Origin of the sequence: Arthrobacter sp. LAPM80 (genome assembly GCF_046736435.1) — a bacterium.
In the GTDB taxonomy this organism is placed as follows: domain Bacteria; phylum Actinomycetota; class Actinomycetes; order Actinomycetales; family Micrococcaceae; genus Specibacter.
Map to the genome: position 1 here is coordinate 172,486 of NZ_JBCHVD010000009.1, position 15,447 is coordinate 187,932.

Consider the following 15,447-nt stretch of genomic DNA (forward strand, 5'->3'; position numbering starts at 1 on the left):
ACGGTCTATATTCTTAAGTTGTCCACCGCGCCAAAACGCGCAGAGGCTGCGGTTGACATTCGAACTTAGTGCGCGTGCTTGCGGCGTCGCATGAAGGTTGCGGCACCACCAGCAGCGAGCAGCAATCCGCCGAAGGCAATCATCAGTGAAACCGAAGCAGCACCCGTGGAGGCCAGGGAGCCATCGGAATTGCCAGCCACTGCAGTAGCAGAGACCGTCGGTGCTGGCTTTGTCGCAGTCGTTGCCTCGTTCGTGGCACCAGTAGTCGGGCCAGCCGTCGCACCAGTAGTCGGGCCAGCCGTCGCACCAGTAGTCGGGCCAGCCGTCGCACCAGTAGTCGGGCCAGCCGTCGCACCAGTAGTCGGGCCAGCCGTTGCACCAGTAGTCGGGCCAGCCGTTGCCGCTGCGTCAACCTTCAACGTCGCGACCATGCTGGTCACCGAGCCTAGTGCATTGCTGAAGACGGCCCGGAACTTCATGCCATCCTGTTTGGTGCCCAGATCGACAATGCTAAGAGTCCCCTCAGTTGCGCCGTCAATTGCTTTCCAAACTGTGCCGTCGGTGGAGCTTTCCCACTGAACGGTGGCCACCGGATTGGCTGTGGCAGCGGAGGTGAACGCTGCGGCATCACCAGCAGTGGCGCTCACATCATCAGGCTGTCCCGTAATGACGGGTGCACCCAGGGGTGCCGCGACAGTCAGGGTTGCCGGCTTGGAGGCAACCTGACCTGCCGGGCCGTTGATCAGTGCACGGTACTGAGTTCCGTTCATCGCGGCGGTCACTGCCGGAACGGTCAGTGCCGTACCTTGCTTCGCTGCAATGTCCGTCCACACGCCGGCAACATTTGACTGCCAGAGCACAGAGGTGCGGGGAGCACCAACAAAGCTGCTGAAGAAGTAGGCGTCGCGTCCCGCTGTCACAGTGGTGTCATCCGGATTCAGCGACGCCACAGGAGCCTGAACGGCCGTGGTCATGGTGATGTCATCGCAGAAACCCGCGCCGGAGCCACCTGGCTTGTAGCAGTAAACCGTCACTGCCTTGGTGTTACCGGAGTTGAAAGCAATGGTTGTGTATTTCATCTCCGGCGTGGTGACAGAGGCGAACTTCTGGTACTGGTCGGGATTGTTGGCATCCTGGTTTCCAGTGAAGTTCTTCAGGCCCAGGCGCACCTCCGAGCCGTCAGCCGAGGAGAGCCAACCGCTGAACAGGTAGTCGGTGTTGGGCTGGAGAACTACAGGGAACTGCTCGGTAGAACCGGCGCCGGAGATCTTCAACGCATAGGTGCCGGAAACTGCCTTGGCCGCATCACGGGAGGTATTCCAGGCAGACCACGGGGTGTTGCTCAACGCGTCAAAGGAACCGTCAACAATCCTGTCATCGATTTCAACCATGCTCACGGCCGAGCAACCCGCCGTGCCGTCACAGTTAACGGCAACGGTTGTGGCGTCCATGGCGGTGGAGAAGATGACTTCACCGTTGGCGCCGGCCGGGGTGTTGAACCCCTTGGGGTTGGTCACGGAAAGCTTAGCTCCGGCAGCAAGTGTGCCGGAGACCTTATAGGTGGTGTTCGTGCGAACCGGCACCTTGGGCAATGAGGCGCCGGCGGCAATGGTGTCGCCGTGAACGCCACAGCTACTGTCATCGACTGCACTGAACTGGAACGCGCCAATGTCAGGGGCACAGGTGGACGGAACGGGGTTGCCAAAGAAATCCACTGTTCCGACGGGGGCAATAGGCAAACCCTTGGCGGCAATTCTGGAGTCCTGGATCTTGAAGCGTTCCAGGCCGGTGCCCGCGGCAAGCGCCAGCTTGTCTGCGATGGTCACGGCTGTCGGATCGGCAGGCCAGGCACCGCCGGGACCGGAGAAGGCATTATTGCGCCACTTAATGTTTATCGCATTGGGGGACGCCGTGGATTGATCCTGTACGGCAGCCGAAGCCACAATCAGGTTGTTGGCCATCAGCATTGACATCGCTGAGCCCTGGGTGTTGTTCAAAATGACACCCGGCGTGTTCGGCAGGATGATCGTGTTGTTGTAGTACTCGTTCTGCGTGCCGCCGGCGACAAAGTTGGTGCGTCCCTTGTCATTTTCAGAGACGTTGTACCGGAAGGTGGCTTGGGTGGATAGTCCGCCACAGCCACAGAAGAGCATCATCCCGCCCTCATTGTCATGGCTGTAGTTGTACTGGAACAGCGTGTCATTGGTGCCGTAGTCGACATCGAAGGCGTTGCCGTCATTGTTGCCAGGGAGCTTCTTGGTGCCAAAGACCTCGTTGTACTGGAACGTGGTGCCGTCGGCATTCCACGACCACACGCCGGCGTTGGAGCCGTTGGGAATGTTGGCCGTGTCGGAGACGGTGTTGTATTCCACGAGGGCATTCTTATTCATCTGGACAACAATGCCGTCCCCGCCAACGTTCTTCACGGTGTTGGCACGGATGACCAGCCCCGTTGAGGGAGTCCAGGGCAGGTTGGTCCGGTCGGCCCCGGGGCAGCCGTCCCAGCCAACCTCGGCACGACACTTCCAGCGTGTGGACATGTTGATGCCACTGCGGTTGACGTTTTCAACGGTGTTGTTCGCGATCACGACGTCGTTGAACCAGGTGGGTACACGCTCGGAGACAGTGTCGGAGGCATAAACCTCAAACTGGATTCCGCCGGAGCCCTTAAGGTCCTTCTTGCCTTCACCGTAGACATCGTGGATGTTCAGATTTTCAATGCGGTAGTGGTTGGCCTGGCCAATATCCTGGACCTTGACCACTAGGCCGCGGCGTTCATTCTTGTAGCGCGCGGTCGTATCGGCATCGATGTTAGTGATCTCGAGGTTGCGAATTTCCCAGTACTGCTGGTTGGAAAGCTGCACTGTTGCGTCGACGCCAGCACCATTGATCCGGGGCTTGGCCTGGCCGGAACCGTAGGCGTCAATGACAATGGGCGCCCCGGCTTCGCCGGAACCCTGGGGACGCAATGTGCCTTCACAGGTGCTGCCGCGCTTGAGCAGCAGCTGGTCACCTGCTGCAAAGGTGGTCGCATTGACAGTGGTCAGCGAGTTCCACGGGCTGGCCATGGTGCCTGCTCCGTTGCTTGCGGCACCACAGTCAAGAAAATACAGATTTCCCACGGCGGCGGCGGCCATTGCCGCAGCCGGTGCCGCAACAGCGCCGACTCCGCTCATGGCGGGGCCGTCCGTGGGGTTGGACTGGGCAGCAACGGGGCCGGCAACTACCAGCCCGCCCGCCACCAGCACAGCGCTGAACATGGTCAGCAATGCAGGTCTTTTCATCAATTTTCCCTATCGAGGTTGGACTCTCGCACGCTGCCGCATCGCTGGGATGTGAACGTGCACACATAATCGTGTGAAAGCTATCACAACAGAGCGCACTCGGGGCGATTGTTACAGATAACAGTCATCCCGGGACAGCTCCGCTCCATATTTGGCGCAGATCAAGGCTGCTTCGCACCCACGTTGCGACAGTCGCGGTCGCCTTGCAGTGACGACTCAGGCGGAGTCTCGCCAGACAATGCTGGTGGGGACAATTTCATGGGCATGGCTAAGGTCCTCGCCCTTGAGTTGGCGCAACACCAAGGAGGCCATGAGCGCGCCCATTTCCTCAACCGGCTGCCGCACTGTGGACAACCCGGGAAAGGCGCGTTTGGCCCAGAGGCTGTCATCGAAACCAACTACACCGACGTCACCCGGAACGGATTTTCCAGCTTCCCGCAGTGCATCCATGGCCCCAATCGCAATGGCATCACAAGCGGCAAAGACGCCGTCAATGCCAGGATCCCTGCGCAGAAGTTCCCGCATGGCCGCAAAACCCGCCTCATGGCCCCAATCCGGGGTGGGAATCACAAGGTTCGCATCAAAGTCTGAACCTAAGGCTGAGGTAAACCCCGCAAGTCGCTCCCTGGCTGCCCGCATGGCCTCCGGACCCTCAATCATGGCAATTCGTTTTCGCCCCGTGCCTACCAAGCGTGCGGAAATGCCCCTGGCCGCTTCGACATTGTCCACGTCAACCCAGGGAATGCTGCTCGCCCCGGCTGGCCGGCCGGCCATTGCGGCGGGAAGGCCCAGCTCCTGCACAATGCGCAGGAGTGGGTCTTCGGCCCGGACCGAAACCAGGATTGCGCCGTCGACATAGCCACCGCGAAGATGCCCGGCTATGCGGCTCAGGGTCTGCTCGGTGTCCAAAATCAAGATAACCAGCTGGAAATCCGCCTCGGAGAGAACCCTGTTGGCGGCGGTGAGCATACCGCCGAGGTTGGGGTCGTTGTAAAACATATTGTGCGATTCATGGACCACGAAGGCAATATTCTTGGTTTGCCGAGTGGCCAGTGACCGCGCAGCCGTGTTGGGTACGTAGCCGACTTCTTCAACAGCGTCCTTGATGGCCTGGCGTGCACCCTCAGAGACATAGCCGTTGCCGTTGAGGTACCGGGAGATGGTGCCCCGGGACACTCCGGAGGCGGCAGCGACGTCGAAGATGGTAACCCGCGGGGCGCGCCCGGCTTCAGACCGCTCATTACTCATTGCTGAAATATTTCCTTATGGCTGGATTTCCTCTTATGTTATGCCAGGCTTGCCGATCGCAGGTGGGCGGCATGCGCGCTGCCCAAAAGGAGCCGCTACGAGTGGGCCAGGACCGGACGCCGCACCGTGCCTTTTGCGCATTCAAGCAACTCTCCTATAGTGATCTCAAAGGTGTGTGAGCGTGCACATAAACCTAGGCCCATATCTGACCAGTGGAGGTACCCAGGGATGATTCCCGCAATCGCCTACGGCGGCGACTACAACCCCGAGCAGTGGCCCAGCGCAAAAGTTGATGAGGACATTGCGCTCATGCGTGAGGCCGGCGTCAATCTCGTCACCGTTGGTGTGTTTTCCTGGGCCGTGCTGCAACCCCAGCCAGGGGTCTTTGACTTCGGCTGGCTGGACATCGTCATGGACAAGCTGCATGCCGCCGGCATCGCCGTGGATCTGGCCACGGCCACCGCCTCCCCTCCCCCGTGGCTGGGACATCTCCACCCAGACACGCTTCCGGTAAACCGCGACGGCGTCCGGCTCGGCTATGGTTCCCGGCAGCAGTTCAACCCCTCCAGCGCCACGTATCTTCGTGAGGCCCTGGTGATGGTACGTGCCCTCGCCGAACGCTATGCCAAGCACCCGGCCTTGAAAATGTGGCACATCAACAATGAGTACGGCTGCCACGTCCATGAGAGCTTCGATGCGGAGTCCGCCGAAGCCTTCCGGCAATGGCTTAAGGACCGCTACACCACGGTGGAGGAGGTCAACCGCGTGTGGGGCACCCGGTTCTGGTCCCAGCAGTACTCGGACTGGGCTGAATTTGTCCCGCCTGCCGCCATGCCCACCTTGGCCAACCCGAACATGATGACGGACTGGAACCGGTTCTGCTCCGATGCCCTGCTGGCTTGCTACAAGGCCGAGAAAGCCGTGCTGGATGAGCTCACCCCCGGCATTCCCACCACCACGAACTTCATGGGTGCTTTTGCCTGGGTGGATGGCTGGAAGTGGGCAGCTGACATCGACATCATCAGCAACGACTCCTACCCGGACCCTTCGGATCCGCGGGCTGCCCGCGAATTTGCCTTTGAATCTGATTTGATGCGTTCCCTGGGCGGCGGCAAGCCGTTCATTCAGCTGGAACAAACCACGTCCGCTGTCCAGTGGCGTGCCCGCAACGCCGTCAAGCGGCCCGGGCAGTACAAGTTGTGGTCGCTGCAGGCCGTTGCCCGTGGCGCCGACGGCATCTGCCAGTTCCAATGGCGCCAGTCCGCCTCCGGCGCGGAGACGTTCCATTCAGGCATGGTTCCGCATGCCGGAAAGGCAAGCCGAACCTGGGCCGAGGTGGTTGAGCTCGGCTCTGCGTTGAGCAGCGTCAGCGCTGTGGCTGGTGGCCGCGTTGAGGCGCAGGCGGCTATTGTTTGGGATTGGGAAAGTGCATGGGCCCAGCGCAATGCCATTGGTCCGGTGGAGATCGAGCCGTTGACTATAGCCAAGAGCTGGCATGCGACGTTCTTCGAGTCGGGCATAGCCACCGATTTCCTCCACCCCGACCATGACCTGGGCAAATACAAGCTCATTGTTGTGCCGTCGTTGTTCCAGCTCAGTGAGACGTTCGCGGCCGCCCTGGCCCAGGCCGCGGAGCAGGGAGCTCACGTGGTGGTTGGCGCCCTGACAGGGGCGTTGAACGCGGACGGGCATGCGCAGCTTGGCGGCTATCTGGGCCCTCTCGCACCCTTGTTGGGCGTGCGTGTGGTGGATTATGCCCCGATTGGCGTCACACCGCAGCCCACCGAGATTGAAGCCGGCGGGGCGCTGGACGGCCCCGACCTGGATGCGGTCTACGAGCCCATCAGCTCCCTGGTCAAGACTCCAGCCACCCGCGCCAGCGTACCGCTCGTGGCCGCGGACGGTTCCGGGCTGGGCGGCAACGCCATTGGCTGGGTCGAAGAACTGGAAATTCTCGACGGCGCGGGGGTCCTCGTCAAGGCCACGTTCGACAGCTTGGACCTGCCCGGTGCGCCAGCTGTCACGCGGCGACCCCACGGACAGGGTGTGGCCTGGTATGTGGGGACGAACCCTGATGCCAGGGGACGCGGGGACATTATCACCGCTGTGCTCGCCGAAGCCGGAATTACTGCTGTGTTGCCGGTCCAGGTGCCCGGTGTTGAGGCGGTGCAGCGTGGCAGCGTGTTGTTCCTGCTCAACCACGGTGACGTGGATGCGGTGGTGCCCCAGCTCAGCGGCACCATCCTCTACCACGGCGCGCCACCGGCCCCAGCAGGTCAGGTAACAGGCCAGCCCGCCGGGGGTGCCGTACTCTCGGGCGGGTCGGTCACGGTGGCCGCACGCAACGCCGTCGTGCTTCAACTCTAGCTAGGAGTCGGTAGGTCATGAGGGCGGGGATCCCCCCGTCCTCTCCCTCAGGTGTTTTTCCAGTTACGGGGGCGCTGCGCAGACCAGAGCGCTGGCCACAGTTGGCGTCACAGGCCCAGCCGCCCCGGTCCGGCATCAGGGGAGCCGTTAGACTTGCCGCATGAATGCACATGCGTCCGCCCCTGTCACCATCACCGTCACCGGCGCTGCAGGCCAGATTGGTTACGCCCTGCTGTTCCGTATTGCCTCCGGCGCCATGCTGGGCCCGGATGTCCGCATCAAATTGAACCTTTTGGAGATCCCGCAGGCCGCCCAGGCCGCCGAAGGCACCGTGCTGGAGCTCATGGACTGTGCATTCCCGCTCGTGGCGGGCATGGAAGTCTTTGACGATCCGACCAAGGCGTTCGACGGCGCCAACATCGCCATGCTGGTGGGCTCACGTCCGCGTGGTCCGGGGATGGAGCGTGCCGATCTGCTCGCCGCCAACGGGGGCATCTTCTCCGTGCAGGGCAAGGCGTTGAACGCCGGCGCAGCCGATGACATCAAGGTCGTGGTGGTGGGCAACCCTGCCAATACCAATGCCTTGATTGCTGCCTCGCATGCCAAGGACATTCCGGCCTCACGCTTTACCGCCATGACCCGCCTGGACCACGACCGTGCGGTGGCGCAGCTGGCCGCCAAGACCGGCTCAGCCGTGGCTGATATCAAGAAGGTGGCCATCTGGGGCAACCACTCGGCCAGCCAATATCCGGATATCAGCCATGCCACGGTTGCCGGCGCTGCCGCCACGTCGCTAGTGGAGCAGTCGTGGATTGCCGATGACTATATTCCCCGGGTGGCCAAACGCGGGGCTGAAATTATTGCCGTTCGCGGGGGCTCCTCGGCAGCTTCAGCCGCCAATGCCGCCCTTGAGCACATGCGGTTGTGGGTGCAGGGAACACCAGCGGGCGATTGGACCAGCATGGCTGTCCCCTCCGACGGGTCCTATGGTGTGCCCACGGGGATTGTTAGTTCCTTCCCCGTCACCACCTCCGGCGGGGAGTACAGCATTGTGCCGAACCTGGAGATCAGCGAGTTCTCCCGCAGCCGCATTGACGCCTCGGTGGCCGAACTCGAGTCAGAGCGCGACGCGGTGTCCGAACTGGGCCTGCTCTAAGGAGCGCAAGGCGGCCGTGGACCCCTCGACAGTGAGAGCACACACCGCCGTGCGCCCACTGCGCCTTGACCTCAACGCCGACGTTGGCGAGTCTTTCGGCCAGTGGCGACTCGGTGACGACGCCGCGATCATGGCCCAGGTCTCCAGCGCCAATGTCGCCTGTGGTTTTCATGCCGGCGATCCGCTCACCATGCGGCGCAGTTGCGCCACTGCCGCCGCGTCCGGCGTCGTGATTGGGGCCCACCCCAGCTACCGTGATCTGGCTGGTTTTGGCCGGAGCTTCATGGAGGTGGACCCGCAGGAGCTCACCCAGGAGTTGATCTATCAGATTGGTGCCCTGCAAGCGATGGCCCGGGCTGAAGGCAGCACCGTGCGGTACGTCAAACCACGCGGCGCCCTGTACAACGCGATTGTGCATCACAGCGCCCAGGCGCAAGCCGTCGTGTCAGCTGTGTTGGCCGTGGACCCGGGGCTGCCACTGCTGGTGGCGCCACTGTCGGTGGTGCAGCGGTTGGGGCAGGACGCCGGCCTGAGGATCGTCACGGAAGCCTTTGCCGACCGCGCCTACAACCCGGACGGCACTTTGGTTCCTCGCACCCAGCCCGGGGCGGTGCTGCACAGTGATGCTGCCGTGGACGGGAGCCGCATTGCCCTCGATGCCCAAAGCCTGTGTCTGCACGGGGACACCACGGGTGCTGTTGCGATGGCAGCGGCTGTCCGGGCGGCATTGCTGGAGGCTGGCGTTGCGATCAGTGGCTTTGCCTAAATGACGGCAGCGGTGGGTGTGCTCCCCGTGGGGCAGGACACCGTTTTGTTCCAGTGCCGGTCGCTGGGACAGGTCATGGCCCTGGCTGAGATGCTGCGCGAGGAGCGGCCAGCCGGGGTGCAAGAGATAGTACCTGCGGCCCGGACCGTGCTGGTGCGGCTCGGCTCACAGGCCTGAGCGATCAAGGACTCGTTGCCGGGCATGCCGGGCAGGATTGGGTCGCCGCCTTTGGCGGATTCGCACCGGGCTTCATGTACCTCGCCCCCGCGGATCGAACCCTGTCCATCCCCCGCCGCACCAACCCACGCACCGTTGTGCCGGCAGGAGCGGTGGCCGTTGGCGGCAATTTTTCCGCCGTGTATCCAGGCCCGACGCCGGGCGGCTGGCAATTGCCGGGCCGCACCACTCAAGAACGCCCTACCCACGGCTTGCGGGTTCTGGCGGCCGGGCCATCCACCACGGTGCAGGACTTGGGCCGGCCAACTTTCGCCCACGCGGGCGTGACGGGATCGGGCGCCCGGGTTGGAAACCGTCCTTTCCGGGCTCCAACTCACCGCTTAGGGCAACCACGTTCTGGCCGTCACCGGCGGATCCGCCACCTTGGTCATTGCTGAGGCTGCGGGAGGAGAGCGCCGCGTCCCCCTCGATGCGCCCTTCCTGCTCAACCGTGCCGAGACCCTTTCCCTGCGCCCGCCTTCTGGAACGGCAGCTTTCCGCAGTTATGTTGGGGTTCGCGGCGGCTTGGAGGTGCCGGCGGTGCTGGGCAGCTGCGCCACGGATGTGCTTTCCGGCTTGGGGCCGGAGGCACTGCGGGCAGGGGACTTCTTGGGCGTGGGCCACCACGAGGGCGTCGTCGGTTTTCCCGAGCCTGCCCCGCCCATGCACCGTTCCCCCGAACTCGCGGCAGGGGACACTGCAGGAGACCCCGAGGTGGTCGCGATCCTGCGTTACCTCCTTGGCCCGCGGCACGACTGGTTCACGCCGGAGTCGTTGAATCGTTTTGAGCAGCAGGACTGGCGTGTGGGGACGCAGTCAAACAGGATCGGTCTGCGCCTGGAGGGCGCTCCCCTGGCCCGTGCCAGCACCAGCTCCGGCATCGAATTACCCAGCGAAGGGATGCTCGACGGCGCACTCCAGGTCCCGCCGTCGGGCCTGCCCGTCCTCTTTTTAGCCGACCACCCGGTAACGGGCGGCTACCCGGTGCTGGGGGTGGTCCTTGCGGAGGATCTCGGCATGGCCGCCCAGCTCGCCCCGGGAGCCAGGGTTCGCTTCCGCCGTGGGCCCCAGGACGGCTGCTGGACCACATCGCACGCTGCCACGTCGTCGCCGATGGGAGCGCTGACGGGTATGCGGAGCGCACCCGGCTAGTTGGCCTTGCGTCCGCGCAGGAAGTAGGCGATGGGGCCGATAAAATTGATGAACGACGCCGCTACCCACCCCACCTTGGAACCATTGACTTGTGCCGGGGTTCTTTGGGAGAGGTCGCGCAGCGCTGCAATCTGCAGAGCAATTTGCGCACATCCGGCCAGCACGATCATGCGCCTGCGGCCCTTGCTCAAATCTTTCCAGTGCTTCTTCGTGGCCATGGTGTCCTTCTTTCTTGATTTTCCTGCCCCACGTATTTTCTGTGGTTGGCGCTGCTCACGCACTATTTTCAAAGATTGTGTTCAAAGACCCACGGCAGAGCGGTCATGGTCAGCCGGTGCCGGGCACTGGCCGGGCGCTGCGAACCGGGGTAGTCGGCGTCCCCTTCCCACACCACAGCGGCCGGGGCTCCCTGAGCGGGAGTGTCGCCGTCGGGCTTGTCGCCGTCGGGCTTGAGCCAGTGCGTGTTGTAGGCGAGCGGTGTGGCGTTCCGGGCGTCGGCGAGCGCCTGCTCCACCGATCCCGCAGCGGTCAGCTGGTGAAGTGTGACCCAGGTGGGCGGTATCAGGGTCATGGTCCCGGCCGCGTGCCGGTTCAAGGCCTCCGCGGGTGTCAGCCATGCATACTTTTCATGCTCCCCCGGGTTCAACACCACCTGATCGGAGACGGCCCGGGCCACCATGAACCAGGTCCTGAAGCGGCGGGGAATGCGTTGCATGGGCGTCCACTGGGCCAGCCACAGCAGGTCGTCCGGGGACAGCCGCTGCCCGGTTTCCTCCTCCAGCTCGCGCAGCCCGGCAGCCCGGGCGGCGGCGTTGTCATCAAGCGCCATGCCGCCAGCGCCGAAGCGGTCTTCGGGGTCAACCTTTCCGCCAGGAAACACCCAGGCGCCGCCGAAGGCGCGGCTGTTTCCGGGGCGTTCAAGCATCAGCGTTTCAAGGCCGTCACGGCCCTCCCGCAGCAAAACCACTGTGCAGGCATCCTCCAACGGCGCGAGCTGGGCATCCGGTTCCATGGACACAGCCTAGCCGCGGAAATTCGTTTTCGTGGGCCATTGCCATCGGCTATACACGCGAGTAGCGTCCTATACATGAGTGCAGCTCAGGAGGATTTGACGGGACGGGCCAAGCTGCGGGACGCGGCCATTGAGAGTTTCGCGGCCCGGGGTTTTGACGAATCACTACGCGCCATTGCGGCCCGGGCTGGTGTCTCGGCCGGTCTGGTCCGCCACCACTTCGGCTCCAAGGAGGAACTGCGGGCCGAGTGCGACGCCACGGTCCTTGGGCGCTACAAGGCACTGAAGGCCGACAGCATGAACACCTCCCCATCGCGGCTGTTCGCATCGTTCCCTTCATCGGCCGAAGGCGGCCTGCTCATGGTCTACATCCTTCGCAGTGTCCGCGAGGGCGGCGCGGCGGGGCGTGAATTTCTCGAGGGCATGGTTGCCCAGGCCCTTGAATTCACGCTCGACGCCGTTCAGCGCGGCATCGTCGTGCCGAGCCGCAACGAGGAGGCGCGCGTGCGTTTCCTGATCAACCAGGCGATCGGCGGCATGATCGTGCAGCTGGCCATGCGCCCGGAGATCAGCCTCGAGGACTTCCAGCGCGTCATCGAGCAGTTCAGCGCGGACTCCATGCTCCCCACCCTTGAGCTGTACACCGAGGGCGTCTTCACCGACAGCAGCTACCTCGATGCGTATTTGGCGCATGTGGCCGAAACAGCAACCCCACCCGCGGCTCTCGCGGGAGAAACCGTTAAGCGGTAAGGAAAGGCAATCATGTCTCCCAGCCATTTGGCCATCGAGGTCACCGGCCTGCAGAAGAGATTTGGCCGGAGCATTGCCCTGGCCGGCCTGAATCTGCAGGTGGAAAAAGGCACCGTCGCGGGATTCCTCGGACCCAACGGGTCGGGGAAGTCCACCACCATCCGCATCCTGCTCGGACTCCTGAGATCCGACGGCGGGACGGCACGCCTGTTGGGCGGGGATCCCTGGCAGGACGCCGTCGAACTTCACCGGCGCATTGCCTACGTGCCCAGCGATGTGAGCCTGTGGCCCAACCTCACCGGCGGGCAGGCGATCGACATCCTCTCGAAGCTGCGCGGCGGCGTCGACAGGGCCAAGCGCGACGGGCTGCTTGAGCGGTTCGAACTTGATCCGTCAAAGAAGGCCCGCAGCTATTCCAAGGGAAACCGGCAGAAGGTTGCCCTTGTCGCGGGACTCGCCTCCAATGCCGAGCTGCTGATCCTCGACGAGCCCACCTCGGGCCTTGACCCGCTCATGGAGCAGGTGTTCACCGAGTGCATCAGGGAGGTCAGGGCGCAGGGGCGCAGCGTGCTGCTCTCCAGCCACATTTTCGCCGAGGTGGAAAAGCTGTGCGACACAGTGACCATCATCAGGGAGGGCCGCACCGTTGAGGCAGGCCGGCTCGATGAACTCCTGCACCTGCACAGGACAGTTGTTTCGGTCGTCCTCGACCGGGACGCATCTGTTCTGGCGGCGGTGCCCGGCGTGAACGACCTCGTGACCGACGGCGCCAAGGCGACCTTCACCGTGGGCGAGGCCGAACTCGGCGCAGTCCTGGCCGCACTGTCCACGTACACGCCCAGGACGCTCGTATCGAGTCCGCCGTCGTTGGAGGATTTGTTCCTGCGCCACTATGGCGGCACCGGCTCCGCTGACGGGCAGGCCCCCAGCAACGGCAAGCACTCCTCCACAGGCAGCGGCCGGGGGAAGGGCACGACGGCGGAAGAGACGGCGGGTGCGCGATGAGCACCACGACCATCGATTCCCGCGCCCCGGCAGGGCCGGCCCGCCTGGCCGGAAGCATGAGCGGCTACTGGTTGTCGGTCCGCTTCATCCTGCGCCGCAACTGGCTCCGCCTCGCAATATGGGCCGCGGTGCTGGCCATCATGATTCCCGTGGTCTACTCCTCCCAGCAGGAGGCCTTTCCCACGCAGGCGGACAGAAACGCGTACGCCGGCGTGGCCAACAACCCTGCCATCGCGGCCATGACGGGACTGGCCTACGCGGCCGGCAGCCTGGGCGGAATCCTCGTCATCAAGATCTGGATGACCCTCGCCGTCGCCCTGGCCTTCGCCTCGATCTTCCTCGTGACCCGCAACGGCAGGGCCGATGAGGAAGCAGGGCGGACAGAGCTGCTGCGGGCCTCCGCGCTTGGCAGACACGCCTTCAGCACGGCCAACTACACGGTGGTTGGCGCCCTCAGCGTCGTGGCGGGCCTGCTCATCTCGCTGCTCAGCCTTGTCGAAAAGCTGCCCCCCGCGGGGTCCTGGGTGCTGGGCGGCTCGATTGCCGGCGTCGGGCTCGCATTTGTGGGCATCGCTGCCCTGTGCGGGCAGCTGAGCACCACGAGCCGGGGCGCGAACTCCCTGGGCGTGGGCGTACTTGCCGTGTTCTACTTCATCCGTGCCATCGCCGATGTGAACGCCCACGGCACCGAGGTCACGGCCCTGAGCTGGTTCTCGCCGATCGGCTGGGGCCAGAATATGCGCCCCTTCGCCCACGACACGTGGTGGCCGTTCCTGGCGCTGCTCTCCTTGGCCGTCGCCGGATGCGGTTTAGCCCTGCGCATTGAGACCCGCCGTGATCTCGGCATGGGCCTGCTGCCCGAACGTCGTGGACCGGGCCGGGCCACGGCGTTCCTGGCCTCACCCGTGGGGCTGGCCCTGCGGTTGCAGCGCACAACGCTGGTCTCCTGGCTGCTCGGGGCCGTGGTGGCCGGGCTGTTCTTCGGCGGCGTGGCGAAGTCAATGTCCACGATCCTTGACCCGTCCAACGCGTTTGCGAAGGCGTTCGTTGGCGATTCCAATGACATGATCAACGGCATCCTTGGCATCTTCATGCTGTTCAACGGCATGCTGGCCGGCGCGTTCGCCGTCCAGAGCCTTTCGGGCGCCCGCGCCGAGGAGTCAGGCGGGAGGCTCGAGTCGCAATTGGCGGGTTCCCTTGGCCGCATCCGTTGGCTGGGGTCCCACATCGTGGTGGCCGCGGCGGGCTCGGCCGTCATGCTGCTGCTTGGCGGGTGGCTGACGGGGGTCGCCTCCGACGGTGCCGCGACAGGTTCGGCACTGGCCTGGGCGTCGTTTGCCTACTGGCCGGCCGTGCTGCTGATGATGGCCGTGTTGCTGTTCCTCCACGGTTTCGCACCGCGCCTGAGCGTGAGCCTGAGTTGGGCCGTGTATGGCGTCTCGGTCGTGGTTGCCATGTTTGGCGGGTTGTTCTCACTGTCCGACAGCGCCATCAAGGCCACCCCGTTCGGTGCGGTGCCGCGCCTGCCCGCCGAGAATTTCGACCTGCTGCCACTGCTGGTGCTCACAGTTGTTGCAGTGGTGCTTGGTGGGCTGGGCCTGTGGCGCTTCCGGACCCGTGACATCACCCCCGAATAGACCACCCCCAAAAACGCTCGGTTACTTTCGGTTCACTTTTTCACAACGCTCCCTCATTATGTGACGGAGAGTTGGGTTGTAGGCAACCGAAAGTGAGGGAGCGTTGGGTTGTAGGCAACCGAAAGTGAGGGAGCGTTGGGTTGTAGGCAACCGAAAGTGAGGGAGCGTTGGGGATGCAAGGGCGGGATTAGCGCTGCTGAGCCGCTTCGTATGCCTTGAGTGTTCCGATGACGTCATCGAGGAAGTTATCGACCTGGTGCTCGTCGTAGCCTGCACGGAACTTGATTGGGGCGAAGCGGGCCTTGTCCACGACCTCGGCCGTCAAGGGACCGGGACGGCCCGCCTCCCAGAAGGCGAGTGCCTGGCGGATGTTTTCCATGAACGTGTCAACTTCCGCGGCCCTGTATCCCTCACGGAACCTCGTGTGGGAAAAGTTGACCCGGGCAATCTCAGTGCTGTGCATTTTTCTACCTTTACCGACGGGCGGAGCAAGCTTCGGACGCAAGTGGAGTTCCAAACCCCACCATAAGTCCTTTTTGTTGGAAAAACAGCGGGAAATCCTGAAAATATGCTGGTGGTCCGCGGCCCGAAAGCAGCGGATAGCAAGTGCCGGCTGTCAAAGCCCGTTGCGTTCCGGCTACCGGCGGCCATCAGAACGCCCTGGCCGGACCGCCGGTTGACGGCGCTTTGCAGGGTGTGCCCAAAGTACGACGGCGGTTGGCGGGGTCCCTCGGAACCCGCCAACCGCCGGCGTAGTTTTTCGGTGCTGAAACCTGGAGTTACTTCCCTGCGGCAGCCGCCAGGGCAGCCGTCGCCAGCGGGCCACCCGTGACGGCACCCAGGTCGCCGTCCTC

At 63.8% G+C, this 15,447-nt stretch carries 12 protein-coding genes and 1 pseudogene; 8 read left to right on the forward strand and 5 right to left on the reverse strand.

What is annotated here, in order from left to right; all coding sequences use genetic code 11:
- Nucleotides 1-65: 65 nt before the first annotated feature.
- Both AAGW05_RS11480 and AAGW05_RS11485 read right to left on the reverse strand, forming a co-directional pair.
- Nucleotides 66-3,284 carry a right-handed parallel beta-helix repeat-containing protein gene (locus AAGW05_RS11480; protein WP_411804658.1) on the reverse strand — a complete coding sequence of 1,073 codons (3,219 nt, stop codon included), beginning with the start codon at nucleotides 3,282-3,284 and terminating at the stop codon, nucleotides 66-68.
- Nucleotides 3,285-3,500: 216 nt separating this feature from the next.
- Nucleotides 3,501-4,532, reverse strand: coding sequence for a LacI family DNA-binding transcriptional regulator (locus AAGW05_RS11485; protein WP_411804659.1), 1,032 nt, complete (start codon nucleotides 4,530-4,532; stop codon nucleotides 3,501-3,503).
- A gap of 228 nt (nucleotides 4,533-4,760) precedes the next feature.
- Between AAGW05_RS11485 and AAGW05_RS11490 the strand changes: the two genes are divergently transcribed.
- The 5 genes and pseudogenes from AAGW05_RS11490 to AAGW05_RS11510 all read left to right on the forward strand — a co-directional run bounded on the left by AAGW05_RS11490 (nucleotide 4,761) and on the right by AAGW05_RS11510 (nucleotide 10,189).
- Nucleotides 4,761-6,899, forward strand: coding sequence for a beta-galactosidase (locus tag AAGW05_RS11490; RefSeq protein ID WP_411804660.1), 2,139 nt, complete (start codon nucleotides 4,761-4,763; stop codon nucleotides 6,897-6,899).
- 160 nt (nucleotides 6,900-7,059) lie between these two features.
- Complete coding sequence (locus AAGW05_RS11495) at nucleotides 7,060-8,055, forward strand: malate dehydrogenase (protein ID WP_411804661.1); 996 nt, start codon at nucleotides 7,060-7,062, stop codon at nucleotides 8,053-8,055.
- 16 nt (nucleotides 8,056-8,071) lie between these two features.
- Nucleotides 8,072-8,821, forward strand: coding sequence for a LamB/YcsF family protein (locus tag AAGW05_RS11500; protein WP_411804662.1), 750 nt, complete (start codon nucleotides 8,072-8,074; stop codon nucleotides 8,819-8,821).
- 75 nt (nucleotides 8,822-8,896) lie between these two features.
- Nucleotides 8,897-9,435: pseudogene (locus tag AAGW05_RS11505) on the forward strand (carboxyltransferase domain-containing protein).
- The gene (locus AAGW05_RS11510) at nucleotides 9,395-10,189 is read left to right on the forward strand and encodes a biotin-dependent carboxyltransferase family protein (RefSeq protein WP_411804677.1); all 795 of its coding nucleotides are present in this window, start codon (nucleotides 9,395-9,397) and stop codon (nucleotides 10,187-10,189) included. The pseudogene AAGW05_RS11505 and the gene AAGW05_RS11510 overlap by 41 nt, the downstream one beginning before the upstream one ends.
- On the opposite strand, the gene AAGW05_RS11515 is transcribed toward AAGW05_RS11510, so the two are convergent.
- Nucleotides 10,186-10,407 (reverse strand): PLDc N-terminal domain-containing protein, encoded by a 222-nt coding sequence (locus tag AAGW05_RS11515; RefSeq protein WP_411804663.1) that lies wholly within the window; start codon nucleotides 10,405-10,407, stop codon nucleotides 10,186-10,188. The genes AAGW05_RS11510 and AAGW05_RS11515 overlap by 4 nt on opposite strands.
- A 68-nt stretch (nucleotides 10,408-10,475) precedes the next feature.
- On the reverse strand, nucleotides 10,476-11,201 hold the full coding sequence (locus tag AAGW05_RS11520; protein ID WP_411804664.1) for an NUDIX hydrolase: 726 nt from the start codon (nucleotides 11,199-11,201) through the stop codon (nucleotides 10,476-10,478).
- A 75-nt stretch (nucleotides 11,202-11,276) separates the two neighbouring features.
- On the opposite strand from AAGW05_RS11520, the gene AAGW05_RS11525 reads away from it, so the two are divergent.
- Genes AAGW05_RS11525 through AAGW05_RS11535 form a run of 3 tightly spaced genes read left to right on the forward strand, consistent with a single transcriptional unit; the run spans nucleotide 11,277 to nucleotide 14,593 of the window.
- Complete coding sequence (locus tag AAGW05_RS11525; RefSeq protein ID WP_411804665.1) at nucleotides 11,277-11,951, forward strand: TetR family transcriptional regulator; 675 nt, start codon at nucleotides 11,277-11,279, stop codon at nucleotides 11,949-11,951.
- A gap of 12 nt (nucleotides 11,952-11,963) precedes the next feature.
- Nucleotides 11,964-12,956: an ATP-binding cassette domain-containing protein gene (locus AAGW05_RS11530; protein WP_411804666.1), complete on the forward strand. Its 993-nt coding sequence runs from the start codon at nucleotides 11,964-11,966 to the stop codon at nucleotides 12,954-12,956.
- Nucleotides 12,953-14,593, forward strand: coding sequence for an ABC transporter permease (locus AAGW05_RS11535; protein WP_411804667.1), 1,641 nt, complete (start codon nucleotides 12,953-12,955; stop codon nucleotides 14,591-14,593). Before AAGW05_RS11530 ends, AAGW05_RS11535 begins: the two co-directional genes overlap by 4 nt.
- Before the next feature lie 187 nt (nucleotides 14,594-14,780).
- Here the strand turns inward: AAGW05_RS11535 and AAGW05_RS11540 are convergent, their stop codons facing one another.
- Nucleotides 14,781-15,056, reverse strand: coding sequence for a DivIVA domain-containing protein (locus tag AAGW05_RS11540; RefSeq protein ID WP_411804668.1), 276 nt, complete (start codon nucleotides 15,054-15,056; stop codon nucleotides 14,781-14,783).
- Nucleotides 15,057-15,447: the final 391 nt, after the last annotated feature.

Coding starts and splice junctions, on each gene's coding strand:
- AAGW05_RS11480 (WP_411804658.1), bottom strand. CDS start 3,284: ATGAAAAGACCTGCATTGCTGACCATGTTCAGCGCTGTGCTGGTGGCG.
- AAGW05_RS11485 (WP_411804659.1), bottom strand. CDS start 4,532: ATGAGTAATGAGCGGTCTGAAGCCGGGCGCGCCCCGCGGGTTACCATC.
- AAGW05_RS11490 (WP_411804660.1), top strand. CDS start 4,761: ATGATTCCCGCAATCGCCTACGGCGGCGACTACAACCCCGAGCAGTGG.
- AAGW05_RS11495 (WP_411804661.1), top strand. CDS start 7,060: ATGAATGCACATGCGTCCGCCCCTGTCACCATCACCGTCACCGGCGCT.
- AAGW05_RS11515 (WP_411804663.1), bottom strand. CDS start 10,407: ATGGCCACGAAGAAGCACTGGAAAGATTTGAGCAAGGGCCGCAGGCGC.
- AAGW05_RS11520 (WP_411804664.1), bottom strand. CDS start 11,201: ATGGAACCGGATGCCCAGCTCGCGCCGTTGGAGGATGCCTGCACAGTG.
- AAGW05_RS11525 (WP_411804665.1), top strand. CDS start 11,277: ATGAGTGCAGCTCAGGAGGATTTGACGGGACGGGCCAAGCTGCGGGAC.
- AAGW05_RS11530 (WP_411804666.1), top strand. CDS start 11,964: ATGTCTCCCAGCCATTTGGCCATCGAGGTCACCGGCCTGCAGAAGAGA.
- AAGW05_RS11535 (WP_411804667.1), top strand. CDS start 12,953: ATGAGCACCACGACCATCGATTCCCGCGCCCCGGCAGGGCCGGCCCGC.
- AAGW05_RS11540 (WP_411804668.1), bottom strand. CDS start 15,056: ATGCACAGCACTGAGATTGCCCGGGTCAACTTTTCCCACACGAGGTTC.